Genomic DNA, 16445 nt, shown 5'->3' with positions numbered 1-16445 from the left:
GACTAAAGCGGTCCCTTTGTGGGACTTATCGTTCCCCAGAAGGGACCGATCAACTCACTGCGCAACCAACCCCGCCCCCACCAACAACTCTTCCAGCGCCAGCAGGTCCGGGACTTTCGCCACGTGTTCGGCGACCTGGACCGCGGCGTGTTCCAGCGAGCACAGCGGCACGTCGACATAGCTCAACTGGCTGTCGAGCTTGTAGGAGCGTGGAATCCCTTGCACCAGCAAGGCGATGAATTTGAGGTGCGGGCGCCCGCCGAGAGCGTTGAGGACGACGATACGCGCACGGTCGCCGATCACGGTTTTGTTGCCGCAGGCCGATTCGAAACTCAACAGCGGGATTTGCCGCTCGCGCCAGGTCACCAGGCCCAGGTACCAGGGCGGTGAATCGAGGTCAAAGGCGCCGGGCTGATAGTCGATCAACTCGGCGACGGCGACATTGGGCAGGATCAGGTTGCGATCGGCCAAGGGCAGCAGCAGCCCGGTGAGGTTGCTGGTGCGGTGTTCAAGCATGGGTTTTGCTCCATAAAGCGATGCTTTCGAGCAATACCGATTCCTGGTACGGCTTGCCGAGGTAGTCGTTGACGCCGATAGCCATCGCCCGGTCGCGGTGTTTCTGGCCGGTGCGCGAGGTGATCATGATGATCGGCAGGTGCTGCAACCGTGGATCGTTGCGTACCTGCATGGCCACTTCAAAACCATCCATGCGCGGCATTTCAATGTCCAGCAGCATCAGGTCGGGCATGTGCTCTTCGAGCAACAGCATGGCGTCGACGCCGTCCTTGGCGGTTAGCACGTTCATGCCGTGGCGTTCGAGCAGGCGGCTGGTGACCTTGCGCACGGTGACCGAGTCGTCGACCACCAGGACCAGCATCGAACGCTGCGGCTCGGCCTCCGTGGCCGTCTCCTGAATGACCCGCTGCGGTGACACCTGCGTCTGCATGGCGCGGATATGCGTCAGCAGGTCGAGAATCAGCACCACCCGGCCATCGCCAAGAATGGTCGCGCCAGACAACCCCTGCACCGCCGCGAACTGCGGGCCGAGACTTTTCACCACGATTTCCCGGGTACCGGTCGTCGCATCGACCTGCACCGCGATGCGCCGCTCGTTGCACTGCACCAGCAACACCGGCAACGGCAGGCTCTGGCCCAGCAGTTTCGGGCGGACGCTGGTCTTCAGCAGCTCGCCGAGGTAGCACAGTTCATAGCGTTGCCCGGCGTATTCATATAGCGGTGGATCGAGCTGGTAATAGCCCTCCAGCTCAAAGGGCAGCACGCACACGATGCCCTCGATGGTGTTCAGCGGGATCGCGTATTGATCCTCGGCACACTGCACCATCAGCGCACGGTTGACCGACACGGTGAACGGCAGACGAATGCGGAAGTGCACGCCGTGCCCAGGCACAGAGTCGATGACCATCGAGCCACCGAGTTGCCGCACTTCTTCGTGAACCACATCCATACCGACGCCACGCCCGGAGATCTGGGTGATTTTCTCGGCAGTGGAAAACCCTGGCTGCAGAATGAACTGCAACACGTCGCGATCGCTCATGTCACTACCGGGATCGAGCAACCCGCGCTTGATCGCCTTGCGCCGCACGGCATCCAGCGGCACGCCGGCACCGTCGTCGCGGATGTCGAAAATGATGTCGCCGCCCTCACGAGACAAATCCAGGGTGATGCGGCCTTGCTCGGGTTTACCGGCCGCACGGCGGACTTCGGCGGACTCCAGACCGTGGTCGACAGCATTGCGCAGCATGTGCTCAAGCGGCGCCGCCATGCGTTCCAGCACATTGCGGTCCATCTCGCCTTCGGCGTTCCCGACAATGAACTCGACGTCTTTGCCCAACTCGCTGGAAACCTGACGAACGATGCGCTTCAAGCGCGGCAGCATCCGTTCGAACGGTACCATGCGCGAACGCATCAAGCCTTCCTGCAGTTCGGTATTGATCCGACCTTGTTGTTGCAGCAGGTTCTCGGCGTCGTGGTTGCAGCGCTCGAGGGTTTCCTTAAGGTCGAGCAAGTCGGACGCCGACTCGAACAATGCCCGCGACAACTGCTGCAACTGCGAGTGACGGTCCATTTCCAGTGGATCGAACTCTTCGTAGCCCAGGCGCTCGGCCTCAACCTGCTGCCGGCTGAGGATCCGGCCCTGAGTTTCGGTGTCGAGCCGGCGCAACTGATCGCGCATGCGCTCGATGGTGGTTTCCATCTCGCTCAGGGCGACTTGCGCATCGTTGACTTGCTGCTCGATGCGACCGCGAAAGATCGAGGTTTCCCCGGCCAGGTTGACCAGATCGTCCAGCAGTTCGGCCGACACCTTGACCATATCGGCGCCAGCGTCCGGTTGCAGCGCCGCGGCCTCTGGCTTGGCCACCGGTGCCACTTCAACCACCGGAGCCGGTGTCGGGGCCTTGTCAGCTGTCGGGTGAGTGAAGGCCTTGATCGCGTCGATCAGGCTGTCCGCCGGCAGCACCGGCTGGCCGGCGCGGGTCGCATCGAGCATCTGCGCCAACCGGTCATGGCTGCGTTGCAACAGATCGAACAACGCCGGTATGGCGTGCAGCAAGCCGGTCGACAACCCTTCGTAAAGAAATTCCAGCTCATGGGCCAGGTCGCCAATCGGGGCGATTTCGACCATTCGCGCGCCGCCCTTGAGGGTGTGCAGGTCGCGCAGCAGGGTTTCCATTTCCTGACGATTTTGCGGGTCCGCCTGCCAGCGCGACAGCGCCGCACCCGAACTGTCGATGATGTCGAAACCTTCCTCGAGGAAGATCTCCAACAGTTCCGGATCGTGGCTCGCCGCATCATTCGCAGCCGCCGCCTCGACCACTTCAGCCGTACTGCCAGTGCTTTGCCGAAATTGCTGGATCGCCTCGATCAACGTACCCGGATCGCTCAGTGGCTGATGGTTTTGCAACTGTTCGAGCAACATCGCGAGGCGGTCGTGGCTCTGTTGCAATAACACCCCGAGCGCTGGTGAATGACTGAAGCGCCGGTCGACCAAGCCTTCATAAAGGCTTTCAAGCTCGTGGGCCAGATCGCCGACCGGCCCAACCTCGGCCATTCGTGCGCCGCCCTTGAGAGTGTGCAAGTCGCGCTGCAATGACGACAGCGGCGCAGCGCTCTCCGGATCATTGAGCCAACGCTGCAAGGCCTGTCCGGCGCTTTCGAGGATATCCACCGCTTCTTCGAGAAAGATCGAAACGATTTCATCGTCAATCATCAACGCCTGCGCCTGTGCCTGTGCCAGCTCGCTGGTGGCGCTGCCCAGTTCGGTAATGCTCAGCGTGCGACTGCCATCGCTGCGAATCAGCCCCATGGCCGACGGATCAAGGCCCTCATTGAGCAAATCACGCAAGGCCCGCACCCGCGCCGGTTGTGAACCGACTTCCTGGCCGGCGGCCAGTTCATCAAGCATGTTGATCAGCGCTTCGTGAGCACTTTGCGCTTCATGGAAGAACCGCTCGTTGACCGCCAGGCTGCTTTCCTCCACCGCGCCGTAGAGGTCGAGCAAGGCTTCGCACAGCTCGTCCACCGGATGCAGATCGGCCAGGTGCGCGTTCTCGCCCAGGGTCGTCAACTCATCCAGCAGCGCGCTGAGTTCCTGCCGCTCGCCGGGGTGTTGCTGCCAGCGCTGCAAGAGGTTTTCGGCGTCCAGCAGGATATCCATGCCCTGGGCCAGGAATTTGTTGATCAGTTGCGGATCACGCTTGATCCGCAACCCCGTGTTCGGCGCATTGAGGATGGCGTCCAGGCGCTCGGCAAGCAGCGCCTGAGTGCGCCCGATCAAGTCTTCGGCACCCCTGATCGGCATCAGCGGATCACCGCTCAATTGCTTCAGCCCGCGCCGCAACAGTTCACCGGCTTCGAGCAGCAGTTCGACTTCATCCAGGTCCAGCGCAATCTGGTGCGCCTTGTACTCGCGGGCCAGATGATCGAACGGCGCCGCCAGTTCGGCAATCGGCAACACACCGGCCATCGAAGCGCTGCCCTTGAGGGTGTGCAAGGCGCGTTGCAACTCATCGCTGGCCTGCAACGGCACATGCTCAGCGGCCCGGTCGAGAAAACGGTCGAGGCTCTGGAGGTGGGTTTCAGCTTCGTTGCGGAAGATCTCCAGCAACTGCGGATCAAGCATCGCGTCATCCTGCGACGCAGTGTCCGGCAGGGTTTCATCCCCCTTCGCCAGGGCATGGGCGCGAGCGGCCAGGCGGTCGACATCGTCGCGCTGACGCTGGGTGTTGGCGGCGAACTCAGCGATCAGTTCAGGGAGCAGTTGCAGCACTTCATCCAGCAGCTGATAAACCGGCGGACCCGGTTCGACACTGCGTTCCAGCACCCGGTTGAGCAGATTTTCCAGTGCCCACGCCAACTCGCCCAACACCAGTGCGCGGACCATTCGCCCGCTGCCTTTCAACGTATGGAAGGCGCGACGCAACTCGCTCAGGACCGAGGTGCTGTCGGGGCTGGCGACCCAGCGCGGCAAGTATTCGCGCAGGATATCGAGGACTTCATCGGTCTCCTCGAGAAAGACTTCGCGCAGCTCGGCATCCACCGGCTCTTCATCGGCCGGCGGCGGCAGCAGACTGCCCGGCGTGATCAGCGCGGGCGGATTGACGGCACGGGCCGGGCTGGCCAACACCTCGGCCAGCGACTGGGTGATCTGCGGGTTATCCAGTGCCGGCAGATCCGGCAGATCCGGCATCACCAACGCCAAGCCTGGGCTCAGCACGTCTTCGGGCAGCGGCACAGGCACCTCGCCGGGGAAATACCCCAGAGCTGCCAGGCTTTGCTCGGCGACATCAAGGATTTTTTCGCCAGGCGCCTCGGGGTCTTCGCTCAAACGCTCCAGGTAATACTCGATGCTGGTAATGGCGTCGGCCAGGCTGTCGAGTTGTGGCCAATCGGGACGCGTCTGGTCTGCCAGCAGATGTTCGCGAATGAAACCGTTGCAGGCTTCCAGCAGGCTTGCCGCGCGGCTCAGCGGAATCATCGCCAACGCGCCACGCACCTGGGTCAGCACGGCCGGAAGCGGCTGCAAGACCTGTCGATCCCAATCGCTGTCGATGTAGTCGACGATCATGTCCTTGGCCTGTTGCAGGCAGATTCGCGCTTCCTTGATGACGATCTGGTGGATCTGCGTCAGGTCGGTGGTCGGCAACCGGCTCTCTTCGCGGTTTTCCTCAACGGTGCCGACCATTCCGGCCAGGGTCGCCTCGACGTAAAGCAGGGCTCCGGCGACATCCATCAGGATCGCGTCGTTCGGCTCGCGCTGGCCTTGGGCCAGGCTCAGAACCACCGCCAGTTGATCGATGATCACCTTGCGCGGCTGACCGAAGCCGAGCACCGCCAGGGTGTCGGCGATTTGCCGCAGTGGCGCCAGCAGGTTGTCGAGGTCCGAGACATGTTGTCGGTCGCTGCGCACGAACAGGTCGAGGCGCTCCTTGACCCGCACCAGTTCTTCGCAGAGCGCGGCCAGCACCGAGCGCATCGCGTCGCGGTCCGGGCCAGCCAGGCGAGCGCGTTCTTCATCGACCATTGCACTGTCGGGCAACGCGTCGTCCAGGGCATAACGCTCTTTCATGGCTTGCATCTGCGCAGTGGGATGTTGTGCCTTGGCAATGTAGAACAGCAGGCTTTTGAGCAATTCAGGCGGCGCTGGCTGATTGATTTCCGAGATGCCGTGTTCGAGCAGGCGCTTGAGTTCCTTGTCAGCGTCCTTGAACAGGCTGCGCAGCGCCGGACTGTTGGCGACACTGCCGCTGAGCATGCCTTCGACCAGCGCCGAAGCGATCTGCCACAACGGGCTCAATGGCGCGCCGTCGCAGAGCATTTCGAGGCGTGCAAAGACCTTGGCCAGATAGCCGAGATTGGTGGTGTCGTCCTGTTCGCGAAGCAACCCAACCAGTCCCATCTGCAACATTTGCCGCAATTTGCGCAGCACATTCGGCAACTCGGCCGGCTCAAGCATTGCCAGCGTGTCGTCATCCAATTCGGGAAGCGCTTGCCACTGCGGGCTGAACAGGCTGGTTTCCGACAACAGGCTTTCGCCACGGGCGCTGCGCAGGTCGTTGATCAACGGCAAGACCACCAACGGCAAGTCACGGCGGGCACTGTGCACACGGTCGAGGTAAATCGGCAGTTGGCCGAGGGCTTGTTGCAGCAGGCGAATGGCTTCATCGCGGTGGCTGACGCGGTTGTGCTGCAACGCTGCCGCGAGCTGCTCCATCTCTTCGGCGAGCAACGCGGCGCCGTAGAATTCAACCATCTGCAAACTGCCGTGAACCTGATGAATCCCCGCCAGGCACTCCGCGATCGCGTGCGCCGTCAGTGGTTCTTCGAACCGGTTGTCGAGGGCCATGCTTTCAAGGGCAATAAACGCCTGCTTCAACGTTTCGGCAATTTCGCCCTTGACCCATTCGAGGGCCACATAGTCGTGCCGATCACCCATAACCACTCCCATCAAAATGCTGTTCCAGCAGGCATCGTTCAAGCCTTGTCGGCGCTGCGCTCAGGCACCGCCGGCAAGGTGAAACCAGACACCGAACGCCGCAGCTGGCTGGCCATCTTCGCCAGGTTGCCGATGCTCTCGGCAGTGGCCGTGGAGCCCGACGAGGTCTGCGTGGTGATCTGCTGGATCACGTTCATCGTCAAGGATATCTGACCCGCCGAAGACGTCTGTTGCTGCGCCGCGTTGGAAATACTCTGGATCAACGCTGCGAGCGTTTTCGATACGCCTTCGATTTCTTCCAGGGCCACCCCCGCATCCTGCGCCAGTCGCGCGCCGCGCACCACTTCGGTGGTGGTCTGCTCCATGGAAATCACCGCTTCATTGGTGTCAGTCTGGATCGCCCGCACCAGAGTTTCAATTTGTCGGGTAGCCGCCGACGAGCGCTCCGCCAGCCGCTGGACTTCATCGGCAACCACCGCAAAACCACGCCCGGCGTCACCGGCCATGGAGGCCTGGATGGCGGCGTTCAGCGCGAGAATATTGGTCTGGTCGGCAATGTCGTCGATCAGGCTAACGATGTCGCCGATTTCCTGGGACGACTCGCCCAGACGCTTGATCCGCTTGGCCGTGTCCTGAATCTGCTCACGGATATTGTCCATGCCGTGAATGGTGTTGTGCACCACCTCGTTGCCCTTGTTGGCGATCTCCACCGAGCGCTCGGCAACGGCGGACGACTCGGCGGCATTGGCCGAGACCTGATCGATGGACTGGGCCATTTCGTTGATCGCTGTCGAAGCTTCGGAAATCTGCTGGGCCTGATGCTCCGAGGCCTGGGCCAGGTGCATCGCGGTCGCCTGGGTTTCCTGCACTGCGGCAGCGACCTGGCCGGCGGTCAGGTTGATGGTCGCGACCAGATCGCGCAGCTGATCGACCGAGTAATTGATCGAGTCGGCGATGGTCCCGGTGAAGTCTTCGGTGACCGATGCCGTGACCGTCAGGTCGCCATCGGCGAGGTCTTCGATCTCGTCGAGCAAGCGCATGATCGCGTTCTGGTTACGTTCGTTCTTCTCGGCGGTTTCCCGCAACTGGCGATTGGTTTCACGAACCATCACCAGGCCGATCAGGATGATTGACATCAGCGCCAGCAAGCCCAGCACGTAACCGCCGATGGTGTCGGTCGAACGCCCGCCCACCATGTTTTCGAAGCCGTTGGCCAGGTGCGAGGCTTCATCGAGCAAGGTCTGCGACAAGTTGAAGATGTTGCCCGCCGACTCGCGGACCTTGAACAGTTCAGGCGAGGTTTCGAGGATCTCGTCGACCGAGCCCGAAACGAATTCGAACAGCTCGGAAATCTCGGTCAGCCGGGCACGCGCGTCATGGTCTTCGACCTCGCTGATCTTCAGGGACGGATTGCCCTGGAGCATGCCGTTGAGCACCTGGCCGAAACGCGCCGCATCACGGCCAAAGGCGTCGGCAGCCTGTTGGGCACTTTCGTCGCCAACGAGCACCGTGTTGACCGCGCCCAGGATCCGTTCGGCCAGCAACGACTGGCGCTGAGCCATGGCGACCTGAGCAGCAGGTGCGCCGCGCTGGAGCAGGATTTCGACGACTTTTTCGTACTCGACCTGCAACTGCGGCACGGTCTCGGCCAGGGTCGCGGCGACCTGATGCAGCGACAGCACAGTCTGTTCGCTGGAAAGGATCGCGTCGGTATTTTTCAGCAGGCGCTCCCAGTCCAGCTGCACCGCGCGCATTTCCGCGTGTACCGCGTGGGGTGCGGGTGGCAGGCCGGTGGTCGGGTCACCTTTTTTCAAGTAACCCCAGCGTTGGGCGAAGTCGTTACGCGAATCACTCAGCAGCTTGAACGCCGCCGCTTTGCCGGCTGCCGCTTCAGTGGCGTTTTTGGCAATGCGCTGGGACAGCACGCGCAGCTCTCCGGCGTGACCGATGTACTGCTTGTCGTAGGAGGCCTGGGTATTGAGGTAAGCGAAGTTGGCGAACAGCAACACGATGAATACGATCAGCGCCATGAACAGCACAATGATCTGTGCACGACTGCGCGACCCTTCCGTAGCCTTGCCTGTATTTGCTTTTATCATCGATCCTCGCCTAAAAGATCGCGATCCGTAGCAGCTGGCGAAGCCTGCGTCCGGCCGCGAAGCGGTCGTAAATCCTGCCAACCTTTTCAACCTGACACTCTGCGGTGCCTGGTTTTGCGAGTGCTCCGCACTCGAACGCAGCCTTCGGCAGCTGCTACAGGGATAGTGCCAACCCGTCCGTCGTGTTTACAGGGCTACATCCATGAACCGTGGGGACTGCACCAGGGCAAACGGGCTGAAGACCTGCCACCGTTGCTCGCGTTCGAACTGTCCCTTTATGAAAAGTCCCGCCGCACCACCCTGAGCGTCCAGTGATGCCGGCTCGAAACTGGCCTGATTGAAGTGCTGCATGCCGAGCACCTCATCGACCATCAACCCGACGAACAGCTCTTTATACTCAACGACCAGTACGCGCCGCTGTTTGCGCAGCGCAGACAACTCAATCCCGAGGAAACCGCATAGGTCCATGACCGGCAACAGTCGTCCGCGCAGGTTACCCACGCCCCTGACCCACGACTTGACCCCCGGCAACTGAGTCAGACGCGGCTCGTGCAACACCTCGCTGACCTCGCCCATCGGCGCCACGTACCAGCGCTCGCCGAGGCGAAAGCCGATCCCGCTCCAGCCGTGATTGCGGGTTTGCTGCGAAGGCAGGTCCGCCGCCAGCAGGCGGCAGCGCTGATCGATCTGCAGCAGCAGCTCGAAGGCGGTCAGCGACTCGGCCATGGGTCGGCCGTCAGCCTGCCAGCACGTTGTTCAGGGTCTTGATCAGGGTGTCTTCTTCCACCGGCTTGGTGAGGTAGTCCCTGGCGCCCTGGCGGGTGCCCCAGACCTTGTCGGTTTCCTGATCCTTGGTGGTGATGATGATCACCGGGATGTGCCCGGTTTCCGGGTCTTTGGTTAGCTGGCGGGTGGCCTGGAAACCGTTGAGGCCGGGCATGACGATGTCCATCAGCACCGCGTCGGGTTTTTCCTGGCGGGCCAGTGCCACACCGTCTGCACCGTTTTCGGCTTTCAACACTTCGTGACCGTGCTTTTCCAGCATGCCGGTCAGTTTGTACATTTCGGTCGGCGAATCATCGACGATCAGAATACGTGCCATGGTCTTCCCCATTCTTGTAGACGCCGGGCCCGCTGGCCGAGCGTCACTGTGCGTGTCTTACTGCGGCGAAACAACGACAAAGCCCGGTACATGGGCCTGGATCGCACTCAGCAGTTCTTCCTTGCTGAAAGGCTTGGTCAAAAACTGGTCGGAGCCGACGATGCGCCCCTTGGCCTTGTCGAACAACCCGTCCTTGGACGACAGCATAATCACTGGCGTGGACTTGAACGCGCTGTTGTTCTTGATCAACGCGCAGGTCTGATAGCCATCCAGACGCGGCATCATGATGTCGACAAAGATGATGCCGGGATGATTGTCGGCAATCTTGGCCAGGGCATCGAAACCATCGATGGCCGTGATGACCTCACAGCCTACGTTTTTCAACAACGTTTCGGCGGTACGGCGAATCGTTTTCGAGTCGTCGATCACCATGACCTTCAAGGCGCTGGAATGCTGTTCCATATCTGCTCTACCGTCGCCTTTGCGAATCAAATTGTCGTTTGCGGCTTACCGAGGGCCCGAAACCCTTGATGCTCAAGGGCCAGAACGATATGGCAGCCTTTTTAGCACAGTCTCCAAATCCAATCTATCGAGCAACCTTCGAGGTGGTTTTTCCTTGACCGGGAACACACTGGGCGCCACTCTGACGCCACTTTTTCATGTCGCTTCGACCACCCAAATTTCGAGGAAAAACCCATGAGCGTTCGCGTCGGGATTGTCATGGACCCTATCGCCAGCATTTCCTATAAAAAGGATAGCTCGCTGGCCATGCTGTTGGCCGCCCAGGCGCGCGGCTGGACGCTGTTCTATATGGAACAGCGCGATCTGTACCAGGCCGAAGGTGAAGCCCGGGCGCGGATGCGTCCTTTGAAAGTCTTCGCCAATCCGGAAAAATGGTTCGAACTGGAAGCCGAAACCGACGCGCTGCTAAGCGATCTGGACGTGATCCTGATGCGCAAGGATCCGCCGTTCGACATGGAGTTCGTTTACTCCACCTACTTGCTGGAGCAAGCCGAGCGCGCGGGCGTGCTGGTGGTCAACAAGCCGCAGAGCCTGCGCGACTGCAATGAAAAACTGTTCGCCACACTGTTCCCGCAGTGCACGCCGCCGACCGTGGTCAGCCGCCGTCCCGATGTACTGCGCGATTTCGCCGATCATCATGGTGATGTGATTCTCAAGCCGCTGGACGGCATGGGGGGTGCGTCGATCTTCCGTCACACCAAGGGCCATCCGAACCTGTCGGTGATCCTCGAAACCCTGACCCACCACGGCAAACAGCAGATCATGGCGCAGGGTTACCTGCCGGCGATCAAGGACGGCGACAAGCGCATCCTGATGATCGATGGCGAACCGGTGGATTACTGCCTGGCGCGGATTCCCGCCGCTGGCGAAACCCGAGGCAACCTGGCCGCCGGCGGTCGTGGCGAAGCACGCCCGCTGACCGACAAGGACCGCTGGATCGCCGCACAGGTCGGCCCGACCCTGCGTGAAAAGGGCTTGCTGTTCGTCGGCCTCGACGTAATCGGCGAGCACCTGACCGAAATCAACGTCACCAGTCCGACCTGTATTCGCGAGATCGACAACGCTTTTGGCACGAACATCGGCGAAATGCTGATGGCTGCCATCGATCAGAAGCTTAAAGCGCGTTGATATAGAACACCCAAGTTACGACCAACATTGCGTTATCATGCCCGGCCTGTGAAAAACGCGATGTTGGTTTTCTTGTTATGACACTTCCGTCCGATCTGCCTCCCGAACTCGCCCACCGTGGCGTGCGCCCGGCCGATCGCCTCGGTTTTACCCTGTTTCTTGCGGCGCTGATTCACCTGGCCTTGCTGTTGGGCATCGGGTTCACCTTTGTCGAACCCAAGCAGATCAGCAGAACCCTGGAAATCACCCTCGCCACCTTCAAAAGCGAAAAGAAGCCTGCAAAAGCCGATTTCCTCGCCCAGGAAAACCAGCAAGGCAGCGGCACCCTGGATAAAAAAGCGATCCCCAAGACCACCGAGATCGCACCATTCCAGGACAACAAGGTACAAAAAGTCTCGCCCCCGCCATCGGTCAAACCCCAGGTAGAGGAAGCCGCGCCGAAAGCCGCCGTGACCACTATCGCACCCGCGCCAAAGAAAGCCGTGGCCAAGAAACAAGAGATCAAGGCCGAGCCGACGCCCAAGGCCGTGACACCGACATTCGACAGCTCGCAGCTGTCCAGCGACATCGCCAGCCTGGAAGCGGAGCTGGCCAACGAACAACAGTTGTATGCCAAGCGCCCGCGCATCCACCGTCTGAGCGCCGCCTCGACCATGCGCGACAAGGGCGCCTGGTATAAGGACGAATGGCGCAAGAAGGTCGAGCGTATCGGTAATTTGAACTACCCCGAAGAAGCCCGGCGCAAGCAGATCTATGGCAACTTGCGACTGATGGTCTCGATCAACCACGACGGCTCGCTGTATGAAGTGCTGGTGCTGGAATCCTCCGGCCAGCCGCTGCTGGATCAAGCCGCACAGCGCATCGTCCGCCTGGCCGCACCGTTTGCGCCGTTTACCGGCGACCTGTCGGATATCGACCGGCTGGAAATCATTCGCACATGGAAATTTGCGCGCGGAGACAAGCTCTCCAGTAACTGACGCTGGCGCTCATCTGTGGCGAGGGAGCTTGCTCCCGCTGGGCTGCAAAACGGCCCCAAAAGCGGCAACCCCATTCAATCGGGCACAACGCGCCAGCTGGATTGCGACTGCTACGCCCGAGCGCGGACCGGCCGAGCGGGAGCAAGCTCCCTCGCCACAGGGGCCTGCGGTGAATCCAATCAGCATTTCCTGCGCATCCCCAGCTTGTCAGTTTGCCCCTCCAACGCCACACTAGCGCCTATGAAGAACGTCAGCCCGAGCTACCTCAAGCATCACTTCCTGATCGCCATGCCTCACATGGCCGACCCGAACTTTGCGCACACCTTGACCTACATCGTCGAGCACACGGCCAATGGTGCCATGGGGTTGATCATCAACCGCCCACAAGACCTGAGCCTGGCGGACATTCTCGAGCAATTGCGCCCAGACATCGAACCCTCGCCACTGTGCCAGCACGTGCCGATTTTCACTGGCGGCCCGGTACAGACCGATCGCGGTTTTGTCCTGCACCCGATCGGCTCGACGTATCAGGCAACGGTCGAACTGGATGGCCTGGCGCTGTCCACCTCCCAGGACGTGCTGTTTGCCATCGCCGATGGCATTGGCCCGAGCAAAAGCCTGATCGCCCTCGGCTACGCCGGTTGGGAACCCGGGCAGCTGGAAACCGAGCTGGCCGACAATGCCTGGCTGACCTGCCCGTTCGATGCCGACATCCTGTTCAACACCAGCAGCGAATTGCGCCTGGAAGCAGCCGCCAAGCGCCTGGGCATCAACCTCAGCCTGCTGACCAGCCAGGCAGGACACGCCTGATGGCCCTGCGTCTGATTCTGGGTTTTGACTACGGCACCAAACAGATCGGCGTCGCGGTCGGCCAGGTGATTACCGGCCAGGCCCGCGAGCTCTGCACCTTGAAGGCGCAAAACGGCATTCCTGACTGGAATCAGGTCGAAGCCCTGATCAAGGAATGGAAACCCGACGCTGTGGTGGTCGGCCTCCCGCTGAACATGGACGGCACGCCCAGTGACATGTGCTTGCGCGCCGAGAAATTCGCCCGCCGCCTGAATGGCCGCTACAACCTGCCCTTCTATACCCACGATGAACGTCTGACCACCTTTGAGGCCAAAGGTGAACGGCGGGCACAGGGCGGGCAGAAAGGCAGTTACCGCGACAACCCGGTCGACGCCATCGCTGCCGCCCTGCTGCTGCAAGGCTGGCTCGACGAAAACACTGCACTGTTCGAATCCTGAAAGCCGAATCCTGAAGAGGCGCCACAGTGCCTCTCTTCGCTACAACCCGAGCCGCACTGTGCACGCAGCGTGCTCGGGCCCATGAAGGAGCAACCATGAGCCTGCCCAATCCCGCCGAACTGATCAGCCAAATGGCGGTCCGTCTCAAGGCCCATCTTGAACACCGTGGCATCAGCGAACCGCGCTACATCGGCATTCGCACCGGTGGCGTGTGGGTCGCCCAGGCCTTGCTCGAAGAGCTAGGCAGCGACGCGCCACTGGGCACCCTGGACGTTTCCTTCTACCGCGACGACTTCAGCCAGAGCGGCCTGCATCCGCAGGTTCGCCCTTCGGCACTGCCGTTCGAAATCGAAGGCCAGCACCTGGTGCTGATCGACGACGTGCTGATGAGCGGTCGGACGATCCGCGCCGCCATGAACGAACTCTTCGATTACGGCCGTCCGGCCAGCATCACCCTGGTGTGCTTGCTCGACCTGGATGCCGGCGAGCTGCCAATCCGCCCGGACGTGGTGGGCGCCACCCTGTCGCTGGCGGCCCACGAACGGGTCAAGCTGACCGGCCCTGACCCGCTGCAGCTCGAACTGCAAGACCTCGCCCTTTAATTCGCCCTTTTAAAGAGTCCATTGCGATGACGCCTTTAGACACCAAGCGCCCGCTGCAGCTCAATGATCAGGGCCAGCTGCGCCACTTCCTCTCGCTCGACGGTCTGCGCCGCGAGCTGCTGACGGAAATCCTCGACACCGCCGACTCGTTCCTTGAAGTCGGCGCCCGGGCGGTCAAGAAAGTCCCGCTGCTGCGCGGCAAGACCGTGTGCAACGTGTTCTTCGAAAACTCCACCCGCACCCGTACCACCTTCGAACTGGCAGCCCAGCGGCTGTCGGCAGACGTAATCACCCTGAACGTGTCGACGTCGTCGGCGAGCAAGGGCGAAACCCTGCTCGACACCCTGCGCAACCTTGAAGCCATGGCCGCCGACATGTTCGTGGTGCGCCACGGCGACTCTGGCGCCGCGCACTTCATCGCCGAACATGTTTGCCCACAGGTGGCGATCATCAACGGTGGCGACGGCCGTCACGCCCACCCGACCCAGGGCATGCTCGACATGCTGACCATCCGGCGGCACAAAGGCAGCTTTGAAAACCTGTCAGTGGCCATCGTCGGCGACATCCTGCACTCGCGGGTTGCACGCTCGAACATGCTCGCGCTGAAAACCCTCGGCTGCCCGGACATCCGCGTGATCGCGCCGAAAACCCTGCTGCCGATCGGTATCGAACAGTACGGCGTGAAGGTCTACACCGACATGACCGAAGGCCTGAAGGACGTCGACGTGGTAATCATGCTGCGCCTGCAGCGTGAACGCATGACCGGCGGCCTGCTGCCGAGCGAGGGCGAGTTCTATCGCCTGTTCGGCCTGACCACTGCGCGCCTGGCCGGCGCCAAACCGGATGCCATCGTCATGCACCCGGGCCCGATCAACCGGGGCGTGGAGATCGAATCGGCGGTGGCCGACGGTCCGCACTCGGTGATTCTCAATCAGGTGACCTACGGGATCGCCATTCGTATGGCCGTGTTGTCCATGGCCATGAGCGGGCAGACTGCCCAGCGCCAATTCGAGCAGGAGAAGGCCCAGTGAAGCTCAGCATTCTCGGCGCCCGCGTCATCGATCCAAGCAGCGGCCTGGATCAAGTCACCGATATTCACATTGAAGCCTGCAAGATAGTCGCCATTGGCGCCGCTCCAGCCGGTTTCGTCGCTGTCGAGACCATTGAGGCCAAAGGCCTGGTGGTCGCCCCCGGCCTCGTCGACCTGAACGTCGCCCTGCGCGAACCGGGTTACAGCCGCAAAGGCACGATTGCCAGTGAAACCCGCGCCGCTGCGGCCGGCGGCGTCACCAGCCTGTGCTGCCCGCCACGGACCAAACCGGTGCTGGACACCTCCGCCGTGGCTGAGCTGATCCTCGACCGCGCCCGCGAAGCCGGTAATGCCAAAGTGTTCCCGATTGGCGCCCTGAGCAAAGGGCTGGACGGCGAACAGCTGGCGGAACTGATTGCCCTGCGCGATGCTGGCTGCATTGCATTCGGCAATGGCCTCGAGAGTTTCCGCAACACCCGGACCCTGTGCCGGGCACTGGAATACGCGGCAACGTTCGACCTGACGGTGATCTTCCATTCGCAGGATCATGACCTCGCCGAAGGTGGCCTGGCTCACGAAGGCCCGACCGCGAGTTTCCTCGGCTTGCCGGGGATTCCCGAAACCGCTGAAACCGTGGCCCTGGCCCGCGATCTGCTGCTGGTCGAACAAACCGGCGTACGTGCGCACTTCAGCCAGCTCACCAGCGCCCGCGGCGTGGCATTGATTGCCCAGGCTCAGGCCCGTGGCATGAAAGTGACGGCCGATGTGGCGTTGTATCAGCTGATCCTCACTGACGAGGCGCTGATCGACTTCAACAGCCTGTACCACGTCCAGCCGCCGCTACGCACCCGCGCTGACCGCGATGGCCTGCGCGCTGCCGTGAAGTCGGGGGTGGTTCAAGCCATCTCCAGCCATCACCAGCCGCACGAGCGCGACGCCAAGCTGGCACCGTTCGGCGCGACCGAGCCGGGCATCAGCAGCGTTGAACTGCTACTGCCGCTGGCCCTGACGCTGGTAGAAGACGGTTTGCTCGACCTGCCGACGCTGCTGGCACGCCTGAGTGCCGGTCCGGCCGATGCCCTGCGCCTGCCGGTAGGCAAGCTGGCGGTGGGCGCTCCGGCGGATCTGGTGGTGTTCGATCCAGCCGCCTCCACCGTAGCCGGTGAGCACTGGCTGTCGAAAGGCGAAAACTGCCCGTTCCTCGGCCATAGCCTGCCAGGCGTGGTGCGCTACACCCTGGTGGACGGACGGATCAGCCACCAGGCGTAAAACGCGTCACCTGTG

Annotated in this window: 13 protein-coding genes; 7 read left to right on the top strand and 6 right to left on the bottom strand. The window is 61.8% G+C overall.

The annotated features are described in order from the left end of the window. Window positions 1-54: 54 nt before the first annotated feature. The 6 genes from AC1RJ3_RS06810 to pilG form a co-directional block, all read right to left on the bottom strand. On the bottom strand, window positions 55-516 hold the full coding sequence (locus tag AC1RJ3_RS06810) for a chemotaxis protein CheW (RefSeq protein WP_054594447.1): 462 nt from the start codon (window positions 514-516) through the stop codon (window positions 55-57). Then, window positions 509-6454: a hybrid sensor histidine kinase/response regulator gene (locus AC1RJ3_RS06805; RefSeq protein ID WP_493078090.1), complete on the bottom strand. Its 5946-nt coding sequence runs from the start codon at window positions 6452-6454 to the stop codon at window positions 509-511. The genes AC1RJ3_RS06810 and AC1RJ3_RS06805 overlap by 8 nt, the downstream gene beginning before the upstream one ends. Window positions 6455-6492: 38 nt before the next feature. Next, complete coding sequence (locus AC1RJ3_RS06800; RefSeq protein WP_493078088.1) at window positions 6493-8553, bottom strand: methyl-accepting chemotaxis protein; 2061 nt, start codon at window positions 8551-8553, stop codon at window positions 6493-6495. A 186-nt stretch (window positions 8554-8739) separates the two neighbouring features. Then, entirely contained in the window at window positions 8740-9279 is a 540-nt protein-coding gene (locus AC1RJ3_RS06795; protein ID WP_054594450.1) for a chemotaxis protein CheW, read from the bottom strand. A gap of 10 nt (window positions 9280-9289) precedes the next feature. Continuing rightward, the gene (gene pilH, locus AC1RJ3_RS06790) at window positions 9290-9655 is read right to left on the bottom strand and encodes a twitching motility response regulator PilH (RefSeq protein WP_019694067.1); all 366 of its coding nucleotides are present in this window, start codon (window positions 9653-9655) and stop codon (window positions 9290-9292) included. 57 nt (window positions 9656-9712) lie between these two features. Next, window positions 9713-10117 carry a twitching motility response regulator PilG gene (gene pilG / locus AC1RJ3_RS06785; protein WP_054594451.1) on the bottom strand — a complete coding sequence of 135 codons (405 nt, stop codon included), beginning with the start codon at window positions 10115-10117 and terminating at the stop codon, window positions 9713-9715. 234 nt (window positions 10118-10351) lie between these two features. On the opposite strand from pilG, the gene gshB reads away from it, so the two are divergent. From gshB to AC1RJ3_RS06750, 7 genes are all read left to right on the top strand, one after another. Beyond that, on the top strand, window positions 10352-11305 hold the full coding sequence (gshB, locus tag AC1RJ3_RS06780) for a glutathione synthase (RefSeq protein ID WP_493078085.1): 954 nt from the start codon (window positions 10352-10354) through the stop codon (window positions 11303-11305). 77 nt (window positions 11306-11382) lie between these two features. Continuing rightward, window positions 11383-12282, top strand: a complete 900-nt coding sequence (locus AC1RJ3_RS06775) for an energy transducer TonB (protein ID WP_347928226.1) — start codon at window positions 11383-11385, stop codon at window positions 12280-12282. A gap of 240 nt (window positions 12283-12522) precedes the next feature. Next, a complete protein-coding gene (locus AC1RJ3_RS06770; protein WP_054594454.1) occupies window positions 12523-13092 on the top strand; it encodes a YqgE/AlgH family protein in 570 nt (189 codons plus the stop codon). Further along, window positions 13092-13529 (top strand): Holliday junction resolvase RuvX, encoded by a 438-nt coding sequence (gene ruvX / locus AC1RJ3_RS06765; RefSeq protein WP_054594455.1) that lies wholly within the window; start codon window positions 13092-13094, stop codon window positions 13527-13529. Before AC1RJ3_RS06770 ends, ruvX begins: the two co-directional genes overlap by 1 nt. Before the next feature lie 95 nt (window positions 13530-13624). Further along, complete coding sequence (gene pyrR, locus AC1RJ3_RS06760; RefSeq protein ID WP_054594456.1) at window positions 13625-14131, top strand: bifunctional pyr operon transcriptional regulator/uracil phosphoribosyltransferase PyrR; 507 nt, start codon at window positions 13625-13627, stop codon at window positions 14129-14131. 26 nt (window positions 14132-14157) lie between these two features. Then, window positions 14158-15162 carry an aspartate carbamoyltransferase catalytic subunit gene (locus tag AC1RJ3_RS06755; RefSeq protein ID WP_019694074.1) on the top strand — a complete coding sequence of 335 codons (1005 nt, stop codon included), beginning with the start codon at window positions 14158-14160 and terminating at the stop codon, window positions 15160-15162. Continuing rightward, entirely contained in the window at window positions 15159-16430 is a 1272-nt protein-coding gene (locus AC1RJ3_RS06750; RefSeq protein ID WP_493078081.1) for a dihydroorotase, read from the top strand. Before AC1RJ3_RS06755 ends, AC1RJ3_RS06750 begins: the two co-directional genes overlap by 4 nt. The last annotated feature ends 15 nt before the right edge of the window (window positions 16431-16445 follow it).

It is taken from the genome of Pseudomonas sp. GW822-FHT04C11 (assembly GCF_058800905.1).
Note: the sequence above shows the minus strand (reverse complement) of the source record. Positions and strands in the feature narration are given on the sequence as shown.